The sequence below is a fragment of the Burkholderia humptydooensis genome (assembly GCF_001513745.1).
Lineage (GTDB): Bacteria > Pseudomonadota > Gammaproteobacteria > Burkholderiales > Burkholderiaceae > Burkholderia > Burkholderia humptydooensis.
In genome coordinates, this window is the sequence record NZ_CP013380.1 from 2,435,117 (window position 1) to 2,460,737 (window position 25,621).

Below are 25,621 nucleotides of genomic sequence, written 5' to 3' on the forward strand. Positions count from 1 at the left end.
CCGCGTATTATGACGCGAGCGGCGCATCCCTGACGAAAAATTGGCGAGCGATCGCGATCTGCTCGACGCTCACGAACGCGGGCGCGTGGCCGGCCTCGGGGATCTCGACGCTCGACACCGCCCGCCCGCGCGCCTTCATCGCATCGAGCGTTTCGCGCGACAGCAGGTCCGACTGCGCACCGCGCACGACAAGCAACGGCCCCGAGAACGCCTCGAGCGCATGCCAAAGCCACGCCTCGCCCTGCGCGTTCGTCTCCGGCGTGGCAGCCTTGAACGGCTCCGCGATCCGCGGGTCGTAGCGTGCGCGCCACGAGCCGTCCGCATCCTGCACGAGGAGCGGCCGGTTCAACGCGCGCCACTCGTCCGGCGTGAGTGGGCCGAACGACAGCGACAGCGACGTCAGGTAATCGACGCCCTCCTGCTCGGTCGCGAAGCGCTTGTCGAGCCCGACGTACTCGCCGATGCGCTCGAGCGCGGCGGGCTCGATGCGCGGCCCGACGTCGTTGACGAGCATCCTGCCGATCGGCGTGCCCGGCAGCCCGCCGAGCGCGAGGCCGATCAGGCCGCCCATCGACGTGCCGAACCAGTCGACGCGCTCGACGTCAAGACGCGCAATCAGCGTGACGACGTCGGAAACGTATTGCGGCACCCCGTAGAACTTCGGATCCAGCAGCCAGTCCGACCGGCCGCGTCCGGCCACGTCGGGGCAGACGACGCGATAGACGTCGGACAGCGCGGCCGCGAGACGGTCGAAATCGCGGCCCGAGCGCGTCAAGCCATGCACGCAGACGAGCACGCGCGGATTCGCGGGATCGCCCCATTCGGTGTACGCGACGTGATGCAGGCCCAGCGGACTCGCGCATTGCACGCGACGCTCGCGCGGGGAGACGGAAGTGGCAAGGTTCGATGACATCGGCGCTCCTGACGAACGATCGATCGGCACGGTCGAGCGCTCGGCGCTCCGGTTGCGACGACGCGCCGAACAGATGAAGCGATTGTAAACCGCTTTGTTACAGGCGGCCGGTCGGCCAAACGGACGGTCGCGCGACGCAAGACGGCCCGTGCGATCTATGTCAAGACAGAAACGGTCGATCGATCCGTTCCGGCAATCGCACGCCAGGAAAGTCAGATTCGCACCAGATCGATCGGCGTTGCGTGCGTTCGACGAATCGCCGCCCTTTCCGCTCGCGCGACGCATCTCGCCCCGATGCCCGACACAACCAATCAAAACGCCCCGCGTCTTCGCAAACGCGGGGCATTCTCTTTCACTGCCGCATGCGCATCGCGCGCGGAACCCGCATCGGATTCCCCCAGCCGACGCAGCGCGGCAGCCGTGCGCCCCGCCGCCCGCGCGCCTTCGCGCCGCGTTACACGACCGCGCTCACGTCGAGCGGCGCGCCCGTCTTCGCCTTGATCTCGTCGACGGTGACGCCATCGGCAAGCTCGAGCACCTTCAGGCCTTCCGGCGTCACTTCGATCACGCCGAGATCGGTGATGATCAGGTCGACGACGCCGACGCCCGTCAGCGGCAGCGCGCATTCTTCGAGGATCTTGTGCTGATCGCCCTTCGCGACGTGCTCCATCAGCACGACGACGCGCTTCACGCCCGCGACGAGATCCATCGCGCCGCCCATCCCCTTGATCATCTTGCCGGGGATCATCCAGTTCGCGAGGTCGCCGTTCTTGCTGACCTGCATCGCGCCGAGGATCGCGAGATTGATGTGCCCGCCGCGGATCATCGCGAACGAATCGGCCGACGAGAAGATCGACGAGCCCGGCAGCGTCGTCACAGTTTGCTTGCCGGCGTTGATGAGATCCGCGTCGACTTCGTCCTCGGTCGGCGACGGGCCAATCCCGAGCAGGCCGTTCTCCGATTGCAGCCACACTTCGATGCCCTCCGGCACGTGATTCGCGACGAGCGTCGGCAGCCCGATGCCGAGGTTCACGTAGAAGCCATCCTGCAATTCCTTCGCCGCGCGCGCGGCCATCTGGTCACGATTCCAAGCCATCTCAGTCTCCTTTCGCGCGCACGACGCGTTGTTCGATGCGTTTCTCCGGCGTCGCATTGAGCACGAGCCGCTGCACGAAGATGCCGGGCGTGTGGATCGCATCCGGATCGAGCTCGCCGTTCTCGACGATCTCCTCGACCTCGGCGACCGTGATCCGGCCCGCCATCGCGCACATCGGATTGAAGTTGCGCGCGGTGCGGCGGTAGATCAGGTTGCCGGACTTGTCGGCCTTCCACGCCTTCACGAGCGCGACGTCGGCCGTGAGCGACGGCTCGAGCACGTAATGCTTGCCGTCGAACTCGCGCGTCTCCTTGCCTTCGGCGATCACGGTGCCGTAGCCCGTCTGCGTGAAGAACGCCGGAATGCCCGCGCCGCCCGCGCGCAGCTTTTCGGCGAGCGTGCCTTGCGGCGTAAACTCGAGCTCGAGCTCGCCCGACAGATACTGGCGCTCGAACTCCTTGTTCTCGCCGACGTACGACGAAATCATCTTCTTGATCTGCCGGGATTCGAGCAGAAGGCCGAGGCCGAAGCCGTCGACGCCCGCGTTGTTGCTGATGCAGGTGATGTCCTTCACGCCCGAGTCGCGCAGCGCCGCGATGAGCGCTTCCGGAATGCCGCACAGGCCGAAGCCGCCGACCGCGAAGGTCTGTCCGTCATGGACGACGCCCTCGAGCGCGGCAGCCGCGCTTGGGTAGACTTTGTTCATCTGAATGTCCCTTCCTCAATGGAAACCGGCTCGACGGTCCGCGCGGCTCGCGCGCGCGACGAACCCGTCGCACCATTCTAAGCACGCGCCGCGAATGCTGCCGCGACGCCGCACTTTTTTCTATTGTCCGTTCGCGGCATGAGCCGCGACACGTGCGAAAGGGTACGATGCGCGCCGAATGCGGCACAATACGCAAAACTACATAAGCATTCGCCGCCGCTTGCGCGGCGCCCGATCACCGCCCGCCAGCATCCATGCCCGCCATCGACTACAAGACCGCCTTCCATCTCGCGCCGATCGGCCTCGTGCTGTCGCGCGACCGCGTCATCGAGGATTGCAACGACGAGCTCGCCGCGATCTTCCGCTGCGCGCGCATCGATCTGATCGGCCGGTCTTTCGAGGTGCTCTATCCGTCGTCGGACGAATTCGAGAGGATCGGCGAGCGGATCTCGCCCGTGATGATCGCGCACGGCAGCTATGCGGACGACCGCATCATGAAGCGCGCGGGCGGCGAGCTGTTCTGGTGCCACGTGACGGGCCGCGCGCTCGACCGCACGGCACCGCTCGCGGCGGGCGTGTGGACGTTCGAGGACCTGAGCGCGACGCGGCGCGTCGCGGTCGAGCTGACGCCGCGCGAACGCGAAATCGCCGCGCAGCTCGTGACGGGCAAGACGAGCAAGCAGATCGGCCGCGTGCTCGACATCAGCTCGCGCACGGTCGATATCTACCGCGCGCGACTGATGCGCAAATACGGGACGGGCAACACGGCCGAACTGCTGCAGCGCCTGCTCGGGCAGTGAAAACGCGCATCGCGGCGGCAGCAGGGAAACCGGGCACGACAATGAACCGGGCGCTTGCCGCCCAAGCCGAATCATTGCCGCCCAAAACTCAACAAATTCCATTTCCCGATACCGATTAGATCGAATTTCAGCCCTACACTTTTTCGGGAAAATTATTTACCCTTGAGCAACACCATCCAACTCAATTCAGGAAATCGGCAATATCGCGCAAAAAGCAGTACATCCGCATTTTACCAAGCAATAAAACTCACCTCCGCAACGAGAATATCGGCATCTCGTCCGGACGCCCCCATGTCGCCCTGATCGAATCGGGATGATCGCGCGATTTCGCGCCGCGCCTCGATCGATCGACGCCGTATCGCGACAGCTTCATGAAACCGACTACGAGAACGCAGCCGTTTCCGGCACATGCATCAGGAATCCGAAAGATCTGACGGCGGGCCGTCGCGCAGCCCGCCCCGCGCCGGCTGCGCCGTCAGCCTGTCAAATCGCCCATTCAATCCATCAGGCCAAGTTGAATCATGATTAACGCAAGAGCAGGATTTTTATTTTTCATTTTCATGATCGGCCTGACCGGATGCCGGCCGACATTCGCTCAAACCAATACACCGGTAACCGGCATCGATCTGGGCGGAGAAATCATCGAAATCATCAAGCAGAATCCGCAAAATCCGACACAAGCGATCAACAACTACATGTCGGGCGTCGCCGCGATGAACGTGCGCTGGGTGCGCATTCATCTCGACTGGTCGGCCATCCAGCCGGCGTCGACGTGGATCTTCACGAGCGACCCCAATCCCGGCCAGAGCAGCGGCCTCACCTGGGGCGCGACGGACATCGTCGTTCGGGCGGCCAGAAATTATGGAATACGAATTCTCGGCGTGATCACGTCGACGCCGCGCTGGGCGGTCAATTCGCAATGCCCGAGCAACTACCGGCAATCGAATGGCGACGCCTACACGCTGTGCGCGCCGAATCTCACGTCATACACGAACTTCGCGCGAGCCGCCGCCAAGCATTACGGCAACGACAGCTACGGCGGGAAAATCGACGCGTGGGAAATCTGGAACGAGCCGAATTGCGGCCCGAACTTCATGCCTCACGATCCGGTCCTTTATACGCGGCTCCTGAAGAGCGCCTATCCGGCGATCAAGCAGGCCAATCCGTCGGCGCTCGTCTATGCGGGCGGCAGTTCGGGGTGCCTCACGTCCCCGAACAATGGAACCGGCGCGCTCCCGACGACCGGCGTGGCCGGCCTCGTGAATTCGACGGACGCCCGATACCCCGCGCCCACGCAATGGGAGCCGCGCGACTGGCTGGCCGTGATGTACGCGAACGGCGCACGGGGATATTTCGACGGCCTCGCGCACCACCCCCACTGCCACAGCGACGACTGGCAACTGCCAGGCGACCAATGCCCGAGCACGACAGTCAACTCCGCATACCCGGATTACTCGAATCCGTTCAACATCATGTGGCACACGTTTGCGTCGCCTTCGTACGGCTGGCCGTCCCCGACCGGCAAGACATTCGCCAGCTACACGGGAACGAGCCTGCGCGACCAGATGAACGCGAACGGCGACGGAGGAAAGCCGATCGTGATCACCGAGTTCGGCGTCGCGACGACCACGTCGGACGGCGCAACCGATTTCACTGGCCAGTTGGGCGGCAGCGCGCAGCAGTACGCGAACGCCAATTTTCAGACGATCGCGCCAGCGTACCTGACGCAGGCGAATCAGGAACGTGAGTACAAGGCGCTGATCGCATGGATCGCCAACCAGCCCTATGGCCAATACGGACCGGTTTACGCGTACTGTTACTCGGACATGGCGCTGGCGTCGCCGTATAGCGCGAACATCTACGAGCCGTACTTCGGCCTGGTGACGATCACCGCGTCGACGGGATCCTCCGGCACGGTGGGCGCGCCCAAGATCGCCGGCACGTATCAGGCCCCGTCGGGGCAGTACTACCCGGCCTGGCCCAACTTCGGCGTGGCCGCCGCCGCGGCGGCCAATCAGACGCCAGGCTATGCGCCCGTCGGCCCCGGCTGGTGACGCATCGGGCAAGCAGCCGGGAAGCACCGCAGCCGTTGCGTCGAACAACGCGGGGACTTTCTTGACGGAAACAGCCCGACTGTGGCGGCTCAGTCGCAAGAGGAGCCGATTCGGCGCGGGATGCCCGCGGCGAATCCAGAGCTTGCCCTGAGCCACACCCCTGCAAATTCAAAATCCGGCAACGGTTTCGCTCAGCGAATCAAAACTTGCGTCGCAAGCAGCGATGAAGTCACTTGTCGTGAACAAAACACTGACTACCCGACATCGCGATGCCCGGCGAGCGCATCAAAAATAATTCATCGAGTTTTCAGCCAATTTCCAACCTGTTTACCTACTATGCTGCTTGTATAAATGGAATCAAACGAGACATACCAAGGCTGCCCTAAAGCAACAAACCTCGATCGAGAAACCGATTCCAGTCAGGCGGAATAAACATCACGCGCATCTCCGCCGTCACTGGAAGAGTGGAAGATGGCCACGCACGCACCGCACATGCAACGCGCACGCGCGCATTCGATCGCCCTGCGGAACGGGTTCATGCGGCTGCCGGGTTGCCGGACATAACCACATTGTCATGGCGGCGCCCGCCGTGACTGAACGACTTTCAGCACCCTTTGAAAGCAGGAACATGTTCTCGACCCGCGAATTCCGCCACATCAAGATTACAGGCCGTTGATATTCGGCTCCTTGTTCATCGAACATTACAAAGGAGGCCAAATCGCCAATCATTTAATAAGAACCATGCTTCCGGTTTCAAGAAAATCCTTTCCATCCATTGAAAAGGTGAAACAAAATGGCAAAATTAGCAACTTCAAATCAATTCGGCATTCCCAATCAGACTGATGTATTTTCCGTCGACGGCGGCGGCTCGCTGCGCGTTTCCTGGGTAGTCAGCGCCGGAGCCTGGAACGGCCCCGCTCAGATCAGCCCGGCCGCGCTCTTTCCTCCCCGCGCGGCCGTTGCGGCGTCGAACCAATTCGGCATCCCGAATCAGACCGACGTGTTTGCCGTCGGCAGCAACGGCGCGTTGAACGTTGCTTGGGTCGTCAGCGCCGATCGCTGGAACGGACCGACCCCGATCAGCGCGGCGGGCCTGTTCCCTGCGGGTGCGGCGGTCGCGACGTCAAACCAGTTCGGCATCCCGAACCAGACCGACGTATTTGCCGTCAGCAACAGCGGCGCCTTGAATGTTGCGTGGGTCGTCAGCGCCGATCGTTGGAACGGACCGATTCCGATCAGCGCGACGGGCCTTTTCCCTGCGGGCGCGCCGATTGCCACATCGAACCAGTTCGGCATCCCGAATCAGACCGACGTGTTTGTCGTCGGCAACGACGGCGCGTTGAACGTCGCGTGGGTCGTCAGCGCCGGCAGTTGGAACGGCCCGACTCCGATCAGCGCGGCCGGCCTGTTCCCTCCAGGTGCGGCGATCGCCACGTCGAACCAGTTCGGCATCCCGAATCAGACCGACGTGTTTGTCGTCGGCAACGATGGCGCGTTGAACGTCGCGTGGGTCGTCAGCGCGGATCGCTGGAACGGACCGGTTCCGATCAGCCCCCCTGGGCTCTTCCCTCCCGGCGCGGCAATCGCCACGTCGAACCAGTTCGGCATTCCGAATCAGACCGACGTGTTTGCCGTCGGCCGCGACGGCGCCCTGCGCGTAGCGTGGGTGGTCAGCGCCGGCAATTGGAACGGACCCGCGTCGATCAGCTCGACCAACCTTTTCCCTCCCGGCGCGGCGGTCGCAGCGTCGAACCAGTTCGGCATTCCGAATCAGACCGACGTGTTTGTCGTCGACAGCGACGGCATCCTGCACGTTGCCTGGGTGGTCGGCGCCGGCAACTGGAACGGGCCGATTTCAATTGGATGATGACCGCATCCGGGCCGGGTTCTCGCAAGATGAGACGCGTCCAGGAACGGCCGACCGATGCGACTTCGGTCGGCCATACGAAGGCGCAGAGAAAAAACGGCCTGAATACTTGATCAATTTCTCAAGACGAAATCCGGCAATGCAGTGTCCGTCAAGCACTGCATTGCCTACTTCCGCAAAAAACCATCAGTCTGCGCAAAAAGGGATGGAATCAGGGACGTTCGTGACGCGTGTCGCCACTTAATCGATCTTCGCTTGCAGCGCGCTTTCGATCGTGCTCCGAAGCAGGTCCGGCAGCGGCGCCGACTTGCCGAGCGCGTAGTCGACCCACACGCAGCGCGCGGCGCCGCGCGCGTACACGTGCTCGGGGTCGTCCGAGCGGGTCAGCTCGAACGCCGTGTCGAAGCTGCTGCGGCCCGGCTTCGCGGCCGACAGACGCGCGATCACGTCGCCCGGATAGTGCAACTGGCGCAGGAATTCCATCGACGCGTTGACGACGACGGGCCCCTGCCCCTCGCCGTTGCCGCCCGCGATGCCGAGCTTGCCGAACCACGTGACGCGTGCTTCCTCCATGTAGCGGAAGTAGACGGTGTTGTTCACGTGGCCGAACGCATCCATGTCGCCCCAGCGGATCGGCATCGACATTTCGAAAACAGGGGTGTAATCGCTCATCGCACTCATCTTTTCTGCAAGGTGAAACCGTTCGGCGCGGCCGCTCACGCGAGGCCGAGGCCGTCGTCGGCCGACACGACCGAGCCGTTGATGAACTGCGACTCGTCGGCGGCAAGGAGCAGCAGCAGCCCGTCGAGATCCTGCGGCTTGCCGACGCGCCGGCGCGGCAACATCGCCTGCAGCTTCTGGCCCTGCTCGGTTTCCCATAGATAGTGATTGATCTCGGTATCGATGTAGCCGGGGCAGATCGCATTGACATTGATGCCGTGGCGGCCCCATTCGAGCGCCATCGCCCGCGTCATGTGGACGACGGCCGCCTTGCTCATCGCGTAGAGGCCGATCTGCGAGAACGGCCGCAGCCCGGCGACCGACGCGATGTTGATGATCCGGCAGGCCGGCTTCGCGTTGCCGTTGCCCGCACGCATCATCATCCGCTTCGCGACTTCCTGCGCGACGAAGAACGCGCCGCGCGTGTTCGTATCGAATACGTATTCGAAATCGGCGGGCGTCACGTCGACGAGCTTCTGCATCGTCGACACGCCCGAATTGTTGACCAGGATGTCGATCGTGCCCGCTTCCGTTTCCGCGTGCGCGACGGCCGCCTTGATGCTCTGATAATCGGTGACGTCGAGCGACACCACGTGCGCGGCGCCGCCCGCCGCCTCGATTTCCGCGCGCAGTTCCTTCAGGCGCTCGACGCGCCGGCTCGCGAGCACGACCTTCGCGCCCGCCTGCGACAGCACCTGCGCGAAGCGCTGCCCGAGACCGCTCGACGCGCCCGTGACGAACGCGACCTTGCCCTCCAGATTGATCGAACGGCCCATGCCGACTCCTCTTTATTCCGATGGCAACATGCCGCACCAGTATGAACCGTTCCCGCGTGCGACCCAATCCCAAAAATAGAACGATCGTGCTAATCTAGGGTCCCGCAGTTGCGGCAAGCGTTTTATTTCGCCGACAATACGGTCCCGAATATAAGCATTCTAATGGTTAGAGGAGCGTCCATGACCCCCGCAAGCCTCATCGAGCAATACGGCCCGCGCGAATCGATGGAATACGACGTCGTGATCGTCGGCGGCGGCCCTGCAGGCCTGTCGGCGGCCATCCGGCTCAAGCAGCTCGCCGCCGAGAAAGGCACGGAAATCGGCGTCTGCGTGCTCGAGAAGGGCTCGGAGATCGGCGCGCACATCCTGTCGGGCGCCGTGATGGACCCGCGCGCGATCACCGAACTGTTCCCCGACTGGAAGGAAAAGGGAGCGCCGCTCACCGTCGGCGTCACCGAAGACCGCTTCCTGTTCCTGACCGAGAAGAGCGCGTTCCAGGTGCCGAACTGGGCGCTGCCGGACAACTTCAAGAACCACGGCAACTACGTGATCAGCCTCGGCAACGTCACGCGCTGGCTCGGCCAGCAGGCGGAAGCCCTGGGCGTCGAGATCTTCCCCGGCTTCCCGGCCGCCGAAATCCTCTACAACGACGACGGCTCGGTCAAGGGCGTCGCGACGGGCAACATGGGCATCGGCCGCGACGGCGAGCCGACCGAGAACTTTCAGCTCGGCATGGAGTTGCACGCGAAGTACACGCTCTTCTGCGAAGGCGCGCGCGGCCACCTCGGCCGCCAGTTGATGGACAAGTTCAAGCTCGCCGCGAACAGCGATCCGCAGACGTACGGGATCGGCATCAAGGAGCTGTGGGAGATCGATCCCGTCAAGCACAAGCCGGGCCTCGTGATCCACACGGCCGGCTGGCCGCTGTCGTCGGACACGTACGGCGGCTCGTTCCTGTATCACATGGACAACAACCAGGTCGTCGTCGGCTTCGTCGTCGGCCTCGCGTACTCGAACCCGTACCTGTCGCCGTTCGAGGAGTTCCAGCGCTACAAGACGCATCCGGCGATCCGGCCGTTCCTCGAAGGCGGCAAGCGCGTGTCGTACGGCGCGCGCGCGATCGCGGCGGGCGGCCTGCTGTCGCTGCCGAAGACCGTGTTCCCGGGCGGCGCGCTCGTCGGCGACGACGCGGGCTTCCTGAATGCGTCGCGGATCAAGGGCAGCCATGCGGCGATCAAGACCGGCATGCTCGCCGCCGAAGCCGCGTTCGATGCGGTGCAGGCGGGCCGCCAGGCCGACGAGCTGACCGCGTACCCGGACGCGTTCAAGACGTCGTGGCTGCACACCGAGCTCTACCGCGCGCGCAACTTCAAGCAGTGGATGAGCAAGGGGCTGTATCTCGGCACGCTGATGGTCGGCGTCGAGCAGAAGCTGATGAACGGCAACGTGCCGTGGACGCTGCATCATCAGCACGGCGACCACGAGATGCTGAAGCCCGCGTCGCAGTGCCAGCCCATCGACTATCCGAAGCCGGACGGCAAGCTGACGTTCGACCGTCTGTCGTCGGTGTTCATCTCGAACACGAACCACGAGGAGAACCAGCCCGCGCACCTGACGCTGAAGGACGCGAGCGTGCCGGTGAACGTCAATCTGCGCACGTATGCGGGGCCGGAAGCGCGCTTCTGCCCGGCCGCCGTCTACGAGTTCGTGAAGAACGACGACGGCAGCGACCGCCTCGTGATCAACGCGCAGAACTGCGTGCACTGCAAGACCTGCGACATCAAGGACCCGACCCAGAACATCGTGTGGATCACGCCGGAAGGCGGCGGCGGGCCGAACTATCCGAACATGTGACCGGGCATCCGCGCATCGCGCGGACCAGTCGCGCCGCGCGACGCACTGCCGCGCGACAAAGCGAAACGGGCGCCTCGGCGCCCGTTTCCGTTTCGATCCCGTTTCGATTTCGGCGCGTCGCGCCCGCCTGAGTATCGGCCGCGCGACGCCCTCAGGCAGGGCTCATTCCGCTCCCGGCGCGCGCGCGGCGATCTTCGGCGTCGCGGTCGACACGTCGCCGCACTGCGCGCGATGCCGCAACGCGTGATCGATCAGGACGAGCGCGAGCATCGATTCGGCGATCGGCGTCGCGCGAATCCCGACGCATGGGTCGTGACGGCCGAACGTTTCGACGACGGCGGGCGCGCCCGCCGTCGTGATCGAGCGGCGCGGGGTGCGGATGCTCGACGTCGGCTTGATCGCGATCGACACCGTGATGTCCTGCCCCGTCGAGATGCCGCCGAGCACGCCGCCCGCGTGGTTGCCGACGAAGCCGTCCGGCGTCAGCTCGTCGCCGTGCACCGAACCGCGCTGCGCGACGCTGGCGAAGCCCGCGCCGATCTCGACGCCCTTCACCGCGTTGATCCCCATCATCGCGTGCGCGATGTCCGCGTCGAGACGGTCGAAGAGCGGCTCGCCCCAGCCGACCGGCACGCCCGACGCGACGACGTCGATCCGCGCGCCGATCGAATCGCCGTCCTTGCGCAGCGCGTCCATGTAGCCCTCGAGCTGCGGCACGATGTCGGCGTTCGGCGCGAAGAACGGGTTCTCGCGCACGTGCGACCAGTCGACGAACGGAATTTCGATTTCGCCGAGCGCGCTCATGTAGCCGCGCACCTCGACGCCGAAGCGCTCGCGCAACCACTTCTTCGCGATCGCGCCGGCGCCCACGACGGGCGCCGTCAGCCGCGCCGACGACCGGCCGCCGCCCCGATAGTCGCGCACGCCGTACTTCTGCCAGTACGTGTAGTCGGCGTGGCCCGGACGGAAGGTTTCGGCGATGTTGCCGTAGTCCTTGCTGCGCTGATCGGTGTTGCGGATCAGGAGCGCGATCGGCGCGCCCGTCGTCACGCCCTCGAACACGCCGGACAGGATCTCGACCTGGTCGGGCTCCTGACGCTGCGTGACGTGGCGCGACGTGCCGGGCTTGCGGCGGTCGAGCTCGAGCTGGACGTCCGCCTCCGTGAGCGCCATGCCCGGCGGGCAGCCGTCGATCACGCAGCCGATCGCGGGGCCGTGCGATTCGCCGAAGGTCGTGACAGTGAAAAGCGTGCCGAGGGTGTTGCCGGACATAGGGCCGTCCAAAAGAGAAGTCAGTCGGGGGAAACCGACATTATGCCAGCCCGTTTCGGGCGATGCGGCGATGCGGCGCGCGAGACGATCGGCGCAGATCCAGCTCGCCGGCAAGCGGGCCGCCCCATGCTCCGTCCGATGCCGCAGGGTCGGAGCGCGCCACTCTGCCCGCGCCGCCTACTTGCGCGCGCCGCGCAGCTCGGTGACGACGGCCTGCAGTGCCTCCGGCGTCGCCGCCACGGCCGGGATCGGCTCGCCGACCGCGAGCGTCAGGCGGCTCATCACGCCGCGCTTCACGGGGCGCGGCCAGCGCGCATCCTCGTGCCGCGAGAACACGCTGCCCCACAGTCCGCGCAGCGCCATCGGCACGACGGGCACGCTTGCGCGCGTGAGGATCTCGGTGACGCCGTGATGGAACGTGTTGACGTCGCCCGTCTTCGTCAGCTTGCCTTCCGGGAAGATGCAGACGAGCTCGCCTTCGCGCAGCGCGGCCTCGCACGCGTCGTACGCGCGCGCGAGCATCTCGGGATCTTCGTGGCGCGGCGCGATCGGGATCGCCTTCGCGTGGCGGAACGCCCAGCTCGCGAAGCGCGTGTTGAAGATCCGATGATCCATCACGAAGCGGATCGGCCGCGGGCTCGCCGCCGCGAGCACGAGCGCATCGACATAGCTCACGTGGTTGCAGACGAGGAGCGCCGCGCCCTCGTCCGGAATCCGCTCCGCGTGCACGAGGCGGACCCGGTAGAGCGTGTGCACGAGCGCCCATGCGATGAAGCGCAGCAGGAACTCGGGCACGAGCGAGTAGATGTACGTCGCGACGACGGCGTTCAGCAGCGCCGTCACGAGGAAGATCCCCGGAATGCTGACGCCCGTCTTCGTGAGCAGCATCGCCATCAGCGCTGACACGATCATGAAGAGCGCGTTCAGGATGTTGTTCGCGGCGATGATCCGCGCGCGGTGCGTGGGCGCGCTGCGGCTCTGGATCAGGGCGTAGAGCGGTACGCTGTAGAAGCCGCCGAACATGGCGAGCAGGAACAGGTCGGCAAGGATCCGCCAGTGCGCCGCATGGCCGAGGAATTCGCCGACCGTCAGCAGATGCGTCTGCGCGGGCAGCGCGTGGCTCGCGAAGTACAGCTCGATCGCGAATGCGCTGATGCCGAGCGAGCCGAGCGGCACGAGCCCGATCTCGACGCGCCGCCGCGACAGCCGCTCGCACAGCAGCGACCCGAGGCCGATGCCGAACGAGAACGTCGCGAGCAGCACGGTAACGACGTCCGGATTCGCCGACAGCACGTCCTTCGCGAAACCGAAGAACGACGTGAGGAACGTCGCGCCGACGAACCACAGCCACGAAATGCCGAGGAGGCTCAGGAACACCGTCCGGTTCTCGCGCGCGAGCTTCAGGTTGCGCCGCGTCTCGGAAAACGGATTCCAGTTGATCGCGAGATTCGGCTGCGGCGCGGGCGTCGCCGGCACGCCCGCCGCGGCGACGCGCCCGACGAGCGCGATGCCGACGCAGCAGACGGCGAGCAGCAGCTCGCCGCGCCCCGAGATGCCCGCCGCCGCGCCGCCGACGATCGTGCCGATCAGGATCGCGACGAACGTGCCCATCTCGACGAGCCCGTTGCCGCCGACGAGCTCATGGTCGTTCAGATGCTGCGGCAGGTACGAATACTTGACGGGCCCGAAGAGGGTCGAGTGCATGCCCATCATGAACGTGCACAGATAGAGCAGCGGCGCGCCGTGCGTGACGAAGCCCGCCGCGCCGACCGCCATCAGCGCGATCTCGAAGCTCTTCACGAAGCGCGTGAGGCGCGCCTTGTCGTACTTGTCGGCGATCTGTCCGGCCGTCGCCGAGAACAGCACGAACGGCAGGATGAAGATCGCCGAGATCAGGAACGCCGCCGTCTTCGGATCGACGCCGCTGAATTTCGCCGTCTGGTAGGTGACGAGCGACGTGAAGCCGATCTTGAAGACGTTGTCGTTCAGCGCGCCCATGAACTGCGTCGCGAAGAACGGCGCGAAGCGGCGCTCGCGCAGCAGATCGAACTGCGACGGATGGGCGTGGCGCTTCTCGCGCCGCGAGGTCGACGTAATGGATGGGTCGCTCATGCGTGAGTGCGCCCGCGTGTCGCGTCGGCACGATCGCGCACGCAGGCGAAGGAAGAGTTGACGGAGAGCGCCGTGACGGACGCGGCACGCCCGGCGGCGTGCGCGCAGCCGCGCGCGGGCTCAGCTTGCGAGCGGCTTGCGTTCTTCGCTGTCGGGTTCCGGCCAGTCTCGGATGTACGCCTTCAGCATCCGGTTCTCGAAGCTTTGCGCCTCGACGACCGTCTTCGCGACGTCGTAGAACGAAATGACGCCCATCAGCACCTTCTTGTCGAGCACCGGCATGTAGCGCGCGTGCCGCTCGAGCATCATCCGGCGCACTTCGTCGATGTCGGTCTCCGGCGTGCACGTGAGCGGCTCGTCCATCACGGTGCGCACGAGCACATCGCCGATGCTGCCGCCGTTCGCCTTCAGGCGCAGGATGATCTCGCGGAACGTCAGGATCCCGACGAGATCGCCGTACTCCATCACGACGAGCGAGCCGATGTCGTGTTCCGCCATCGTGTCGACCGCACTGCGCAGCGGCGTATCGGGCGTCACGGTGAACAGCGTATTGCCTTTGACTTTCAGAATATCGCTGACGCGCATCGTTGTCCCCTATTGCAACCTGTGCATAATCGGCTTTCGATCCTAACGGAAAGCCCCGCAAAAGGAAAGCGCGCGGCGGCCTGCGGTGACGGCGGCTGCCGCGGTTGCGGCGGGCGGCGGCCCGCCGCACAATGAAGGGCGTGACGCGCCGCGCGGCCGCCGCCGGCGCTCAAGGAGACTGTCATGGCACATTCCGCGCACACCGAGCATTTCGCGAGCTTCGCCGAGTTCTACCCATTCTATCTGGAAGAGCACCGCAACCTCGTGTCGCGGCGGCTGCATTTCGTCGGCTCGCTCGGCGTGATCGGCTGCATCGCGATGGCGCTCGCCACCGGCCTCTGGTGGTGGCTGCCCGCCGCCGTCGTCTGCGGCTACGGCTTCGCGTGGACCGGGCACTTCTTCTTCGAGAAGAACCGGCCCGCAACGTTCCGGCACCCGATCTACAGCCTGATGGGCGACTGGGTGATGTTCAAGGACATCTGCACCGGCAAGATTTCGATCTGACCCGCTCGGGCGGGGCGCAGAATGAGCGCCGCAGGCAAGGCCCGCGCCCTTCTCGCGCGTAACGCCGTGACGGCACGGCCCTCGTCCGCCTCGTCCTCGCGTCACGCGGTGCGCGGCGGCAGCGCGGACGTCGAACGCGCCGCGTCCTGCGCGCCGCGCGACGTGCGCTTCCTGCCGCGCGCGATCAGCTCCGCGAGCGACAGATCGAGCTTCTCGCTCACGAACGCGTCGAGGAGCGCCGCGCAGTCGACCTCGGTCTTGCCGCGCTGCGCCTGGTAGACGAGCTCCGAGCGGTCGATCACGAGCACGTCGAACAGATTCGCGACCGTCAGGCGCTCCGGGTTCGCGAGCATCACGTAGCGCGGCGCGGCGTCGCTGCCGCTTTGCAGCCGCGCGACCCATTCGCGCTCCTCGAGCGTCGACAGGAGCCGCTGCGCGGTCTCCATGTCGCAGCGCGCCATCAGCGCGAGCCGCGCGGCCGTATGGCCCGGCTTGCCCGCCTGCTGCGCGTCGGCGAGCCGCGCGAGCAGTTCGAGCGAATCGAGCAGGTCGCTGCCCGGATAGTGGATCCTGTGGAACTGCCCGACCCGGATCGCCGGCAGCGCCGACGCGATCATCGCGCCCGCGAGCGTGACGAACCAGCTCAGATACAGCCACAGCAGGAACATCGGCACGGTCGCGAACGCGCCGTACACCGCCGTATAGGTCGGAATGCGCCGCACGTAATAGCCGAAGCCGCGCTTTGCGAGCTCGAACGCGACCGCCGCGCACACGCCGCCCACCACCGCGTCGCGCCACGCAACCGTGCAATTCGGCAGATACACGTAGAGCAGCGTGAACGCGAGCACCGTGAGCGGCAGCGATGCGGCCGCGAGCAGCCATTCGAAGATCGGCGGCATGCTCGTCGACCCGGTGAACGCGAGCGATTTCGTGAACAGATACGACGAAATCGACAGGCTCACGCCGAACAGCAGCGGCCCGAGCGTGATGAGCGCCCAGTACGCGAGCACGCGCTGCGCGAACGGGCGCGGCTTGCGCACGCGCCAGATCAGGTTGAACGCGGATTCGATCGTCATCATCATCATCACCGCGGTGACGACGAGCACGATGAGGCCCGCCGTGGTCAGTCCCTTCGCCTTCGACGCGAACTGGTTCAGGTACTTGAAGATCTGGCTGTTGAACTGCGCGGGCATCAGGTGATCGGCGAGAAAACCCTGCAGCGAGTTCTGGAACGAAGCGAACATCGGGAACGCGGTGAAAAGCGCGAAGGCGACCGTCACGAGCGGCACGAGCGCGAGCATCGTCGTGAACGTGAGGCTGCCCGCGACCTGCGGGATGCGGTCTTCCGCGCTGCGCTTCGCGGCGAAGCGCGCGAGGCGCTTGATGGTGTCGAGATCGACGCTCAACTTCGGCAACGGCTTTCTCCTTTTGCTGCGCGCGCCGCGCGCGCGGCGCGGCGCGACGGGCCGAGCCGCGACGCTTCGCGGCGGCTTCAGCCCCTATAATAGCCGCTCACTCAAGAGGCCTATGAAAGACATCCTCGTGCTCTACTACAGCCGCCACGGCGCGACGCGCGAACTCGCGCTCGCGATCGCGGCGGGCGTCGACAGCGTGCCCGGCATGCAGGCGCGCATCCGCACGGTGCCGCCCGTGTCCACCGTCTGCGAGGCGACGCAGCCCGACATCCCCGACGACGGCCCGCCGTACGCGGAGCCGCGCGACCTCGACGAATGCGCGGGGCTCGCGCTCGGCTCGCCCACCCGTTTCGGCAACATGGCCGCGCCGCTCAAGTACTTCCTCGACGGCACGACGCCGCAATGGCTGTCGGGCGCGCTCGCCGGCAAGCCCGCGTGCGTGTTCACGTCGACGGGCAGCCTGCACGGCGGCCAGGAGTCGACGTTGCTGTCGATGATGCTGCCGCTGCTGCACCACGGCATGCTGATCGTCGGCATTCCTTACACCGAGACCGCGCTGTCCGTCACGCAGACGGGCGGCACGCCATACGGCGCGTCGCACTTCGCGCGCACGGCCGACGCCGCGCACGAGCGCATTTCCGCCGACGAGAAGATGCTCGCGCACGCGCTCGGCGCGCGGCTCGCGCACACCGCGTCGCTGCTCGGCGCCGCATCCGCATGAGCGCACCCGTTGCCGCGAAGCCGCTCGCCGCGCGCGCGGCCGCGCTTTGCCTCGTCGCGCTGATCGCGCTGTGCGCCGCGTGGGAGACCTGGCTCGCGCCGCTGCGGCCGGGCGGCTCCGCGCTGATCCTGAAGGCCGTGCCGCTCGCGCTCGCGCTGCCCGGCGTATGGCGGCGCAGCGTGTACACGCTGCAGTGGGCGTCGATGCTGATTTTGATTTATCTTGCAGAAGGCATCGTGCGCGGCATGACGGACGGCGGGCCGTCCGCGCGGCTCGGCTGGATCGAGGCCGCGCTCGCGCTCGGCTTCTTCTGCGCCGCGCTCGCCTATGTCGCGCCGTACAAGCGCGCCGCGAAACAAGCGGCGAAACAAGCGGCGAAGCAGGCGACAAAGCACCCGCAAGACCGCGCGAGCGCATCCGAGCGCTCCCGCTCCTGATTATTTCGATTGCCTGACCTCCGAACGAACGCCATGACATCCTCTTCCGCTTTCGTCGACGCGTGCCGCCAAGCGATCGGCGCCGACCACGTGCTGACCGATCCCCACGATACCGCCCCGTTCCTGACCGACTGGCGCCGCCGCTACCAGGGCGCCGCGTGCGCCGTGCTCAGGCCCGCGAACACCGAAGAGGTCGCGGTGCTCGTGAAGCTCGCGCTCGAGCATCGCGTCGCGCTCGTGCCGCAAGGCGGCAACACGGGCCTCGCGGGCGGCGCGACGCCCGACGCGAGCGGCGCGCAGGCAGTGCTGAGCCTCGCGCGCCTGAACCGCGTGCGCGCGCTCGATCCGCACAACAACACGATCACCGTCGAGGCGGGCGTGATCCTCGCCGACGTGCAGGCGCGCGCGCTGGAAGCCGACCGGCTCTTCCCGCTCAGCCTCGCCGCCGAAGGCAGTTGCACGATCGGCGGCAATCTCGCGACGAACGCTGGCGGCACCGCGGTGCTGCGCTACGGCAATGCGCGCGAGCTGTGTCTCGGGCTCGAGGTCGTCACGCCGCAAGGCGAGATCTGGGACGGCCTGCGCGGGCTGCGCAAGGACAACACCGGCTACGACCTGCGCGACCTCTTCATCGGCGCCGAAGGCACGCTCGGCATCATCACGGCCGCGGTCATGAAGCTGCATCCGCGTCCCGCCGCGAAGGTCACGGCGCTCGCCGCGCTCGAATCGCCGCACGCGGCGCTCGATTTCCTCGCGCTCGCGCAGCGCGCGGCCGGCCCGCTGCTGACCGGCTTCGAGCTGATGTCGGATTTCTGCATGAAGCTCGTCGGCAAGCACTATCCGCAATTGCGCTACCCGTTCGACGCCGCGCACGCGCAGACCGTGCTGCTCGAATTGTCGGACAACGAAAGCGAGGCGCACGCGCGCGCGCTCTTCGAAAAGATGATGGAGGAAGCGTTCGAGGCGGGGCTCGTCGTCGATGCGGTCGTCGCCGGGAACCTCGCGCAGTCGCGCGCGTTCTGGGATCTGCGCGAGCACATCCCGCTCGCGCAGGCGGACGAAGGGCTCAACATCAAGCACGACATCGCGGTGCCGATCTCGTCGATCGCGCACTTCATCGACGAGACCGACGCGGCGATCCAGGCGGCCGCGCCCGGCGCGCGGATGGTGACGTTCGGGCATCTCGGCGACGGCAACCTGCACTACAACGTGCAGATGCCCGAAGGCGGCGATCCGAAGGCGTTCCTCGCCGCGCACCAGGCGCCCATCAACCGGATCGTCTACGACAGCGTCCACAAGCATCGCGGCACGATCAGCGCCGAGCACGGCATCGGCCAGTTGAAAATCGACGATGCGCAGCGCTACAAGGCCGCCGTCGAAATCGGGCTGATGCGCGCGCTGAAGACGGCGCTCGATCCGCTCAACCTGATGAACCCCGGCAAGGTGCTGCACTGACGCCGATGACCGAGACATGAAGGAGGAGGAGCCGCCCGTGAGGATTCGCGTGCTGTCCGACCTGCATCTCGAATGCAACGAGCCCGATGCGATCCCGCACGCGCAGGCGGATCTCGTCGTGCTCGCGGGCGACATCCACAATCATGCGGAGGGCTTGCGCTGGGCGGCGCAGACGTTCGATCCGGCCGTGCCCGTCGTCTACGTGCCCGGCAATCACGAGTACTACGACGGCGAGTTCGGCGCGCTCGAAGCCGCGATGCGCGACGCCGCCGCCGCGCTCGACCACGTCCATTACCTGAACAACGACGTCTACGTCGATCCGGCCGGGCGTTTTCGCGTGCTCGGCACGACGCTCTGGAGCGACTTCGAGCTGTTCGGCAGCGACGCGGCGGCGCTCTCGCATTCGATCGCCGCGTGCGAGCGCGTGATGCTCGATTTCAAGGGCTTGATCCAGGTGGACTGGCCGGGCGACGCCGGCGTCGAATCGACGGAAGAACCAATGGAAGAACCGGCGGCCGACGCGAACGCGCCCGCCGCCACGGCCTCCGGTCCGGGCCCGCGCAACTTCGCGCCGCGCGACGCGCTCGCGCTGCATCGCACCGCCCGCGCCTGGCTCGAGCGCGAGCTCGCGAAACCGTGGCCGGGCGCGACGATCGTCGTCACGCACCACGCGCCGCTTCGCGCGAGCCTCGCCGCGCGCTACGCCGACGATCTCGCGTCGGCCGGCTTCATCAGCGACCTGAGCACGCTCGTGCGGCCGCCCGTCTCGCTCTGGATTCACGGGCACACGCACACGTCGTTCGACTACGCGACGGCGGAAGGCACGCACGTCGTCTGCAATCCGCACGGCTACATTCGGCGGCGCACCGGCGAGCGGGAAAATCCGTCGTTCGAATGGGGCAAGGTCGTCACGCTCGCGTGACGCGAGCGCGCGACGAAGCGAGTGGAGCGGAGTACCGCGTCCGCAGCGTTCAGAGCACGGTGCGGCGGCCGTCCCGATGCGGCCGGTGCGTGCGCACGCGCACCGGCACCGGCGCGCGGCGCTGTTGCGCGTCGATCGCGCGCAGCAGCTCGCGCGACGCGGCGATTCCGATTGCGCCGAACAGCGCGAGCGCGCCGAAACCCAGCAGCAGAGGCGTATTCATCGATTGCTCCCCGATCCGTCGATTGCATCAAGCGATTGCATGGGAAGACAGTAGCAAACCCGGCACGGCCTGAGCGTAAGAAAGTGTTGCGATAGCGTCAAAATGCGTCAATTCCGTCGCTCGCCGCGCGCGCATCAGGTCTGCACGGTGAAGCGCTCGAGCGCCGCTTCGTCGGCTTCGAGGATCGACGGCAGCTCGTCGCGCAGGAAATCCACCCACGTGCGGATCTTCGCGTCGAGATACTGGCGCGACGCATAGAGCGCGTAGATGTTCATCACGTGCGACCGGTATTCGGGCATCACGCGCACGAAGTCGCCGTTGCGCAGCCCGGCGATCGCCGAATAGAGCGGCAGCACGCCGATCCCCATTCCCTCGCGGATGCCGGCCGCGAGCGCTTCCGCGACGTTCACGCGAAACGGCGGCGGCGCGAGCGTCACGCTCTCCTCGCCGTGCGGCCCCATCAGCTTCCATTCGTCCCAGTACAGGCCCGGCGCGACCATCCCGAGGCACACGTGGCTCGCGAGATCCTGCGGCCGCTGCGGCGCGCCGTGCGCCTCGATGTAGCCGCGCGACGCGCAGACGACGCTGAACGTCTCGCCGAGCCGCTGCGACACGAGCCCCGAATCGGGCAGCTCGCGGCCGACGACGAGCGACACGTCGAAGCCTTCGTCGAGCAGGTCCGGCAGCCGCTGCGCGAGCGTCAGGTCGACCTGGACTTCCGGATAGCGTTTCCGGTAGCGCGACACCGCGGGCACCGTGTAGTGCTGGCCGAGGCTCGTCATGCAGTGCACCTTCAGCTTGCCGGACGGGCGCGCGTGCGCGTCGCTCGCCTCGGCCTCCGCCTGCTCGACGTACGCGAGGATCTGCTCGCAGCGCTGCAGATAGCGCTCGCCCGCCTCCGTGAGCGCGATGCGCCGCGTCGTCCGGTTCAAAAGGCGCGTGCGCAGGTGCGCCTCGAGATCGGACACCGCGCGCGACGCATACGCGGTCGTCGAATTGAGCTGCTGCGCCGCCGCCGTGAAGCTGCCCGCATCGACCACGCGGGCGAACACACGCATGTTTTGGAGCGTATCCATGCTGTTTCCCTATTGAATCCGGGAGGATTGTTGCACAAATATCCAACAATATTATCTCAATTCTCGTAAGAATGCGTTGCACCATTGTCGGTTTATTTGGCAATTCGCAAAAAAATATAATCGCATTCGACTCATCTTTATCCGAAAGGGAGAAAATCGTGCAATCTCCGGCAACAAGAGGGACGTTTGCACTCGCGGTTCTTGCAATCTCATCAATAATGGCCGGATGCGCAAGCATGGGCGATGTTGCACCGCAAGCCAAGCAGATCGATCCGGCGTCGCTCGACGCGGGCGCGGCGATCGCAGCGGCCGACCGCGACGCGGGCTGGCCCGCGGCCGACTGGTGGCGCGCGTATCGCGATCCGCAGCTCGATGCGTGGATCGCCGCGTCGCTCGCCGGCAACCCGTCGCTTGCCGCCGCGCAGGCCCGCGTGCGCGAGGCGCAATCGCTCGCGCGCATCGCGCACGCCGAGGAGCTGCCGCAGGTGAACGGCAACCTGTCGCTGATGCGCCAGCACTGGCCGGACAACGTCTACTACGGCCCGGGCCCGCTCGCCAACGCCGACACCTGGAACAACACGGGCACGCTGAGCCTGTCGTACCACCTCGACCTGTGGGGCAAGAACAAGAACAACGCCGAGCGCGCGCTCGACGCGGCGCGCGCCCGCGCGGCCGACGCGCGCGCCGCGCAGCTCGAGCTCGAGGCGAACGTCGTGCGCGCATACATCGATTTCGCGAAGAATTACGCGCTCCTCGACATCGCGCACGCGACCTACGACCGCCAGAACGAGCTCGCCGAACTCGCGCGCAAGCGCTTGCGCGCGGGCATCGGCACGCAGCTCGAAGTCAGCCAGGCCGAGGCGCCTCTGCCCGATTATTCGCAGCAGATCGATTCGTACGAAGAGGCGATCCAGCTCGGCCGGCATCAGCTCGCCGCGCTCGCCGGCAAGGGGCCGGGCGCGGGCGCGTCGCTCGCGCGGCCGAAGCTCGCGCTCGACGCGAACGCCGGCCTGCCGTCCGCGCTGCCCGCCGAGCTGATCGGCCGCCGGCCGGACATCGTCGCCGCGCGCTGGACGGTCGACGCGCAGACGCGCGGCATCGACGTCGCGAAGGCCGCGTTCTATCCGAACGTCGACCTGATCGCGTCGCTCGGCGGCTTCGCGGTCAGCGCGCCGTTCGCGACGTTCCTGCGCGCGATGAACGGCGGCTGGTCGGCGGGCCCCGCGCTCACGCTGCCGATCTTCGAGGGCGGCCGGCTGCGCGCGCAACTGGGCGTCGCGTCGGCGGGCTACGACGAGGCGGTCGAGCACTACAACCAGACGATCGTCGGCGCGCTCAAGGACATCGCCGACAACGTCGTGCGCCTGCACTCGCTCGACTCGCAGCAGAAGGACGCGGCGCGCGCGGTCTCGCTCACGCGGCGCTCGTATGATCTGTCGCACACGGGCTTCAGCCGCGGGCTCACCGACTACGTGAACGTGCTCATCGCGCAGAGCCAGTTGCTGAGCGCGCAGGAGAGCCAGACGCGCGTCGAGGCCGCGCGTCTCGCCGCGCATGCGTCGCTGATGGTCGCGCTCGGCGGCGGGCTCGAAACCGCGGACGACGCGCCGCATGATGCGCCTGCAGGCGATGCGCGGCGTGCGGGTGCTTCGGGTGCTTCGGGCGCTTCGCCCGCATCGGCGAGCGCCGTCCGCTAACCAAGGAGCCGATCATGTCCGCCGCCTCCCCCGCTTCCGCGCCGCCGCCGCAGTCGGCCGGCGCCGCATTCGTCGCGTCGATGAGCGACTGGGCGCGCACCGACGGCGCCGCGTGGCTCTATCTCGCGAAGGCACTCGCCGCCGCGTTCCTCGCGCTCGGCGTATCGATGGTGCTCGACCTGCCCGCGCCGAAGACCGCGATGACGACCGTCTTCATCGTGATGCAGCCGCAAAGCGGCGCGGTGTTCGCGAAGAGCTTCTACCGGCTCATCGGCACGTTCGTCGGCCTGACCGCGACGCTCGCGCTCGTCGGCCTGTTCCCGCAGCAGCCGGTGCTGTTCCTGCTCGCGGTCGCGCTGTGGGTGGCCGCATGCACGGCGGGCGCCGCGCGCAACCGCAACTTCCGCAGCTACGGCTTCCTGCTCGCCGGCTACACGGCCGCGCTGATCGGACTGCCCGCGTCGCAGGCGCCGAACGACGCGTTCATGACCGCGATGACGCGCGTCTCCGAGATCTCGGTCGGCATCCTGTCGGCGGGCGTCGTGAGCGCGTTGATCTTCCCGCAATACACGGGCGAGCAGATGCGCACGACCGTGCGCCGGCGCTTCGGCGCGTTCGTCGATTACGTCGCGGACGCGCTCGCGGGCGCGCTCGACCGCTCGAAGATCGAGAGCGTGCACACGCGCTTCGTCGCGGACGTCGTCGGCTTCGAGGCCGCGCGCAGCATGGCCGTGTTCGAGAACCCGGACACGCGGATGCGCAGCGGCCGGCTGTCGCGGCTGAACAGCGAGTTCATGACCGCGTCGAGCCGCTTTCACGCGCTGCACCAGTTGATGAACCGGCTGCACGCGACGAGCGCGCAGGCCGTGGACGCGCTCGAACCGTATTTCCGCGAGATCGCGCCGCTGTTGTCGAACGACGGCGAGCACGTGCGCACGTCCGCCGACGCGGCGCGCGCGGCCGAGCAGTTGCTCGCGTATCGCGACGCGCTGCCGCGCCGGATCCGCGCGACGCGCGCCGAGCACGAGACGCAGCCGGACTTCCCGCTCCTCGACTTCGACACCGCCTCCGAGCTGCTGTACCGCTTCATCACCGATCTGCACGCGTACGCGGCGACCTACGCGTCGCTCGCCGCGAGCACGCACGAGCGCGAACGCTGGATCGAGCGCTACGAGCCGCGCACGAACGCGACGGCCGCGCTGATCGCGGGCATCCGCACCGCGAGCGTGATGCTGCTGCTGAGCGTGTTCTGGATCTGCAGCGCATGGCCGAGCGGCGTGATGCTCGTGCTGAACGCGGCGGCCGTGTGCGCGCTCGCGTCGTCGTCGCCGCAGCCGACCAGGATGGCCGCGCAGATGGCGCTCGGCACCGCGTTCGCGGTCGTCACGGGCTTCGTGCTGATGTTCGGCGTCTATCCGCACATCGACGGCTTCGCGCTGCTGTGCGCGGCGCTCGCGCCGTTCCTCGCGCCCGGCGTGTTCATGTCGCTGAAGCCGAAGTACGCGGGCTGCGGTGCGGGCTACCTGATCTTCTTCTGCACGCTCGCCGGCCCGGAGAACCTCACGCATTACGACCCGATCGGCTTCATGAACGATGCGCTCGCGCTCGTGCTGTCGATGATCGTGTCGGCGATCGCGTTCGCCGTGCTGTTCCCGCCGAGCGCGCCGTGGCTCAAGAAGCGCCTGTTCGCCGACCTGCGCCATCAGGCGGTCGCCGCGTGCCACGCGAGGCTGCCGGGGCTGCGCACGCGCTTCGAGAGCGGCGCGCGCGATCTGATGTTCCAGGCGCACGGCCTATCCGCCGACCAGCCCGACGCGCAACGCGACGCGCTGCGCTGGATGTTCGCCGTGCTCGAGACCGGCAACGCGGTGATCGATCTGCGCGACGAGCTCGCGGCGCTGCCGCGCGATCCGCGCTATGCGGCGACGATGCCGTGGCGGCGCAAGATCGAAGCGGCGCGCGACGCGCTCGCCGCGCTGTTCGGCAAGCCGGCGCCCGCGCGCTTTCACGCGGCGCTCGCCGCCGCGGTCGACGCGATCGCGTCGACGCAGCAGGCGCTCGTCACGTTCGCGCCGCCGCGCGAGGAGCGCCACCAGATGCAGCGGATCCTGTCGCACCTGCATTTCGTGCGCACCGCGCTGCTCGATCCGGAATCTCCGCTCGCCGCGCTGAACGGCGCGCGCGTGCCGCCCGACCGACAAGGAGTTTCATCATGATGCCGCGCGACCTCGCGATTCTCGACGCATACGTGCCGACCGTCGTGCTGATGTTCGTCATCGGCGCGTTCGCGACCTGGCTGATCGACCGCCTGCTCGCGTACACGGGCCTCTATCGCGTCGTCTGGCACCCGTCGCTGTTCCGGGCAAGCCTTCTCGTGTGCATTTGCGGCGGGCTGAGCCTCGCCGTCTACCGTTGA

Annotated in this window: 23 protein-coding genes; 12 read left to right on the forward strand and 11 right to left on the reverse strand. The window is 66.8% G+C overall.

The genetic code is table 11. From position 1 onward, the window contains the following. Positions 1 to 7: 7 nt before the first annotated feature. The 3 genes from AQ610_RS10935 to AQ610_RS10945 form a co-directional block, all read right to left on the reverse strand. Positions 8 to 1,198, reverse strand: coding sequence for an alpha/beta fold hydrolase (locus AQ610_RS10935; protein WP_006026507.1), 1,191 nt, complete (start codon positions 1,196 to 1,198; stop codon positions 8 to 10). Positions 1,199 to 1,367: 169 nt separating this feature from the next. After that, positions 1,368 to 2,009 carry a CoA transferase subunit B gene (locus tag AQ610_RS10940; protein WP_009912671.1) on the reverse strand — a complete coding sequence of 214 codons (642 nt, stop codon included), beginning with the start codon at positions 2,007 to 2,009 and terminating at the stop codon, positions 1,368 to 1,370. 1 nt (position 2,010) lies between these two features. Beyond that, on the reverse strand, positions 2,011 to 2,715 hold the full coding sequence (locus tag AQ610_RS10945; RefSeq protein ID WP_006026505.1) for a CoA transferase subunit A: 705 nt from the start codon (positions 2,713 to 2,715) through the stop codon (positions 2,011 to 2,013). Between the two features lie 254 nt (positions 2,716 to 2,969). Here AQ610_RS10945 and AQ610_RS10950 point away from each other — a divergent pair, with 254 nt between their 5' ends. The 3 genes from AQ610_RS10950 to AQ610_RS10960 all read left to right on the forward strand — a co-directional run bounded on the left by AQ610_RS10950 (position 2,970) and on the right by AQ610_RS10960 (position 7,436). Then, complete coding sequence (locus AQ610_RS10950) at positions 2,970 to 3,515, forward strand: LuxR C-terminal-related transcriptional regulator (protein WP_006026504.1); 546 nt, start codon at positions 2,970 to 2,972, stop codon at positions 3,513 to 3,515. Between the two features lie 521 nt (positions 3,516 to 4,036). Next, complete coding sequence (locus AQ610_RS10955; protein ID WP_006026503.1) at positions 4,037 to 5,569, forward strand: cellulase family glycosylhydrolase; 1,533 nt, start codon at positions 4,037 to 4,039, stop codon at positions 5,567 to 5,569. Positions 5,570 to 6,362: 793 nt separating this feature from the next. Beyond that, positions 6,363 to 7,436: a BP39L family lectin gene (locus tag AQ610_RS10960; RefSeq protein ID WP_006026502.1), complete on the forward strand. Its 1,074-nt coding sequence runs from the start codon at positions 6,363 to 6,365 to the stop codon at positions 7,434 to 7,436. Positions 7,437 to 7,676: 240 nt separating this feature from the next. Here AQ610_RS10960 and AQ610_RS10965 read toward each other — a convergent pair whose 3' ends face one another. Further along, positions 7,677 to 8,108 carry an acyl-CoA thioesterase gene (locus tag AQ610_RS10965; protein WP_009912676.1) on the reverse strand — a complete coding sequence of 144 codons (432 nt, stop codon included), beginning with the start codon at positions 8,106 to 8,108 and terminating at the stop codon, positions 7,677 to 7,679. Positions 8,109 to 8,152: 44 nt separating this feature from the next. After that, complete coding sequence (locus AQ610_RS10970; RefSeq protein WP_006026500.1) at positions 8,153 to 8,932, reverse strand: SDR family oxidoreductase; 780 nt, start codon at positions 8,930 to 8,932, stop codon at positions 8,153 to 8,155. 162 nt (positions 8,933 to 9,094) lie between these two features. Between AQ610_RS10970 and AQ610_RS10975 the strand changes: the two genes are divergently transcribed. Continuing rightward, positions 9,095 to 10,786, forward strand: a complete 1,692-nt coding sequence (locus AQ610_RS10975; RefSeq protein WP_374189323.1) for an electron transfer flavoprotein-ubiquinone oxidoreductase — start codon at positions 9,095 to 9,097, stop codon at positions 10,784 to 10,786. A 162-nt stretch (positions 10,787 to 10,948) separates the two neighbouring features. On the opposite strand, the gene aroC is transcribed toward AQ610_RS10975, so the two are convergent. The 3 genes from aroC to AQ610_RS10990 form a co-directional block, all read right to left on the reverse strand. Beyond that, positions 10,949 to 12,058, reverse strand: coding sequence for a chorismate synthase (gene aroC, locus AQ610_RS10980; RefSeq protein WP_006026498.1), 1,110 nt, complete (start codon positions 12,056 to 12,058; stop codon positions 10,949 to 10,951). A gap of 177 nt (positions 12,059 to 12,235) precedes the next feature. After that, complete coding sequence (locus AQ610_RS10985; protein ID WP_006026497.1) at positions 12,236 to 14,170, reverse strand: MFS transporter; 1,935 nt, start codon at positions 14,168 to 14,170, stop codon at positions 12,236 to 12,238. Between the two features lie 120 nt (positions 14,171 to 14,290). Next, positions 14,291 to 14,755 (reverse strand): CBS domain-containing protein, encoded by a 465-nt coding sequence (locus AQ610_RS10990; protein WP_006026496.1) that lies wholly within the window; start codon positions 14,753 to 14,755, stop codon positions 14,291 to 14,293. A 183-nt stretch (positions 14,756 to 14,938) separates the two neighbouring features. Here AQ610_RS10990 and AQ610_RS10995 point away from each other — a divergent pair, with 183 nt between their 5' ends. Beyond that, on the forward strand, positions 14,939 to 15,259 hold the full coding sequence (locus AQ610_RS10995) for an Mpo1-like protein (protein WP_006026495.1): 321 nt from the start codon (positions 14,939 to 14,941) through the stop codon (positions 15,257 to 15,259). 101 nt (positions 15,260 to 15,360) lie between these two features. Here the strand turns inward: AQ610_RS10995 and AQ610_RS11000 are convergent, their stop codons facing one another. Then, complete coding sequence (locus AQ610_RS11000; protein ID WP_006026494.1) at positions 15,361 to 16,674, reverse strand: YihY family inner membrane protein; 1,314 nt, start codon at positions 16,672 to 16,674, stop codon at positions 15,361 to 15,363. 112 nt (positions 16,675 to 16,786) lie between these two features. On the opposite strand from AQ610_RS11000, the gene wrbA reads away from it, so the two are divergent. Genes wrbA through AQ610_RS11020 form a run of 4 tightly spaced genes read left to right on the forward strand, consistent with a single transcriptional unit; the run spans position 16,787 to position 20,209 of the window. Further along, positions 16,787 to 17,395 carry an NAD(P)H:quinone oxidoreductase gene (wrbA, locus tag AQ610_RS11005; protein ID WP_006026493.1) on the forward strand — a complete coding sequence of 203 codons (609 nt, stop codon included), beginning with the start codon at positions 16,787 to 16,789 and terminating at the stop codon, positions 17,393 to 17,395. Beyond that, positions 17,392 to 17,832, forward strand: coding sequence for a DUF2069 domain-containing protein (locus tag AQ610_RS11010; RefSeq protein WP_006026492.1), 441 nt, complete (start codon positions 17,392 to 17,394; stop codon positions 17,830 to 17,832). The genes wrbA and AQ610_RS11010 overlap by 4 nt, the downstream gene beginning before the upstream one ends. 33 nt (positions 17,833 to 17,865) lie before the next feature. Beyond that, a complete protein-coding gene (locus AQ610_RS11015) occupies positions 17,866 to 19,287 on the forward strand; it encodes an FAD-binding oxidoreductase (protein ID WP_006026491.1) in 1,422 nt (473 codons plus the stop codon). 37 nt (positions 19,288 to 19,324) lie between these two features. Continuing rightward, entirely contained in the window at positions 19,325 to 20,209 is an 885-nt protein-coding gene (locus AQ610_RS11020) for a metallophosphoesterase (protein ID WP_009912678.1), read from the forward strand. 49 nt (positions 20,210 to 20,258) lie between these two features. On the opposite strand, the gene AQ610_RS36805 is transcribed toward AQ610_RS11020, so the two are convergent. Both AQ610_RS36805 and AQ610_RS11025 read right to left on the reverse strand, forming a co-directional pair. Then, complete coding sequence (locus AQ610_RS36805; protein ID WP_009912679.1) at positions 20,259 to 20,432, reverse strand: hypothetical protein; 174 nt, start codon at positions 20,430 to 20,432, stop codon at positions 20,259 to 20,261. 134 nt (positions 20,433 to 20,566) lie between these two features. Beyond that, positions 20,567 to 21,508: a LysR family transcriptional regulator gene (locus tag AQ610_RS11025; RefSeq protein ID WP_009912680.1), complete on the reverse strand. Its 942-nt coding sequence runs from the start codon at positions 21,506 to 21,508 to the stop codon at positions 20,567 to 20,569. A gap of 218 nt (positions 21,509 to 21,726) precedes the next feature. On the opposite strand from AQ610_RS11025, the gene AQ610_RS11030 reads away from it, so the two are divergent. From AQ610_RS11030 to AQ610_RS11040, 3 genes are read left to right on the forward strand one after another with little or no spacing between them, the layout of a single operon-like run. Next, positions 21,727 to 23,205, forward strand: coding sequence for an efflux transporter outer membrane subunit (locus AQ610_RS11030; protein ID WP_144411942.1), 1,479 nt, complete (start codon positions 21,727 to 21,729; stop codon positions 23,203 to 23,205). Positions 23,206 to 23,219: 14 nt separating this feature from the next. Beyond that, a complete protein-coding gene (locus AQ610_RS11035; RefSeq protein ID WP_006026487.1) occupies positions 23,220 to 25,421 on the forward strand; it encodes an FUSC family protein in 2,202 nt (733 codons plus the stop codon). Continuing rightward, entirely contained in the window at positions 25,418 to 25,621 is a 204-nt protein-coding gene (locus tag AQ610_RS11040; protein ID WP_004191885.1) for a DUF1656 domain-containing protein, read from the forward strand. Before AQ610_RS11035 ends, AQ610_RS11040 begins: the two co-directional genes overlap by 4 nt.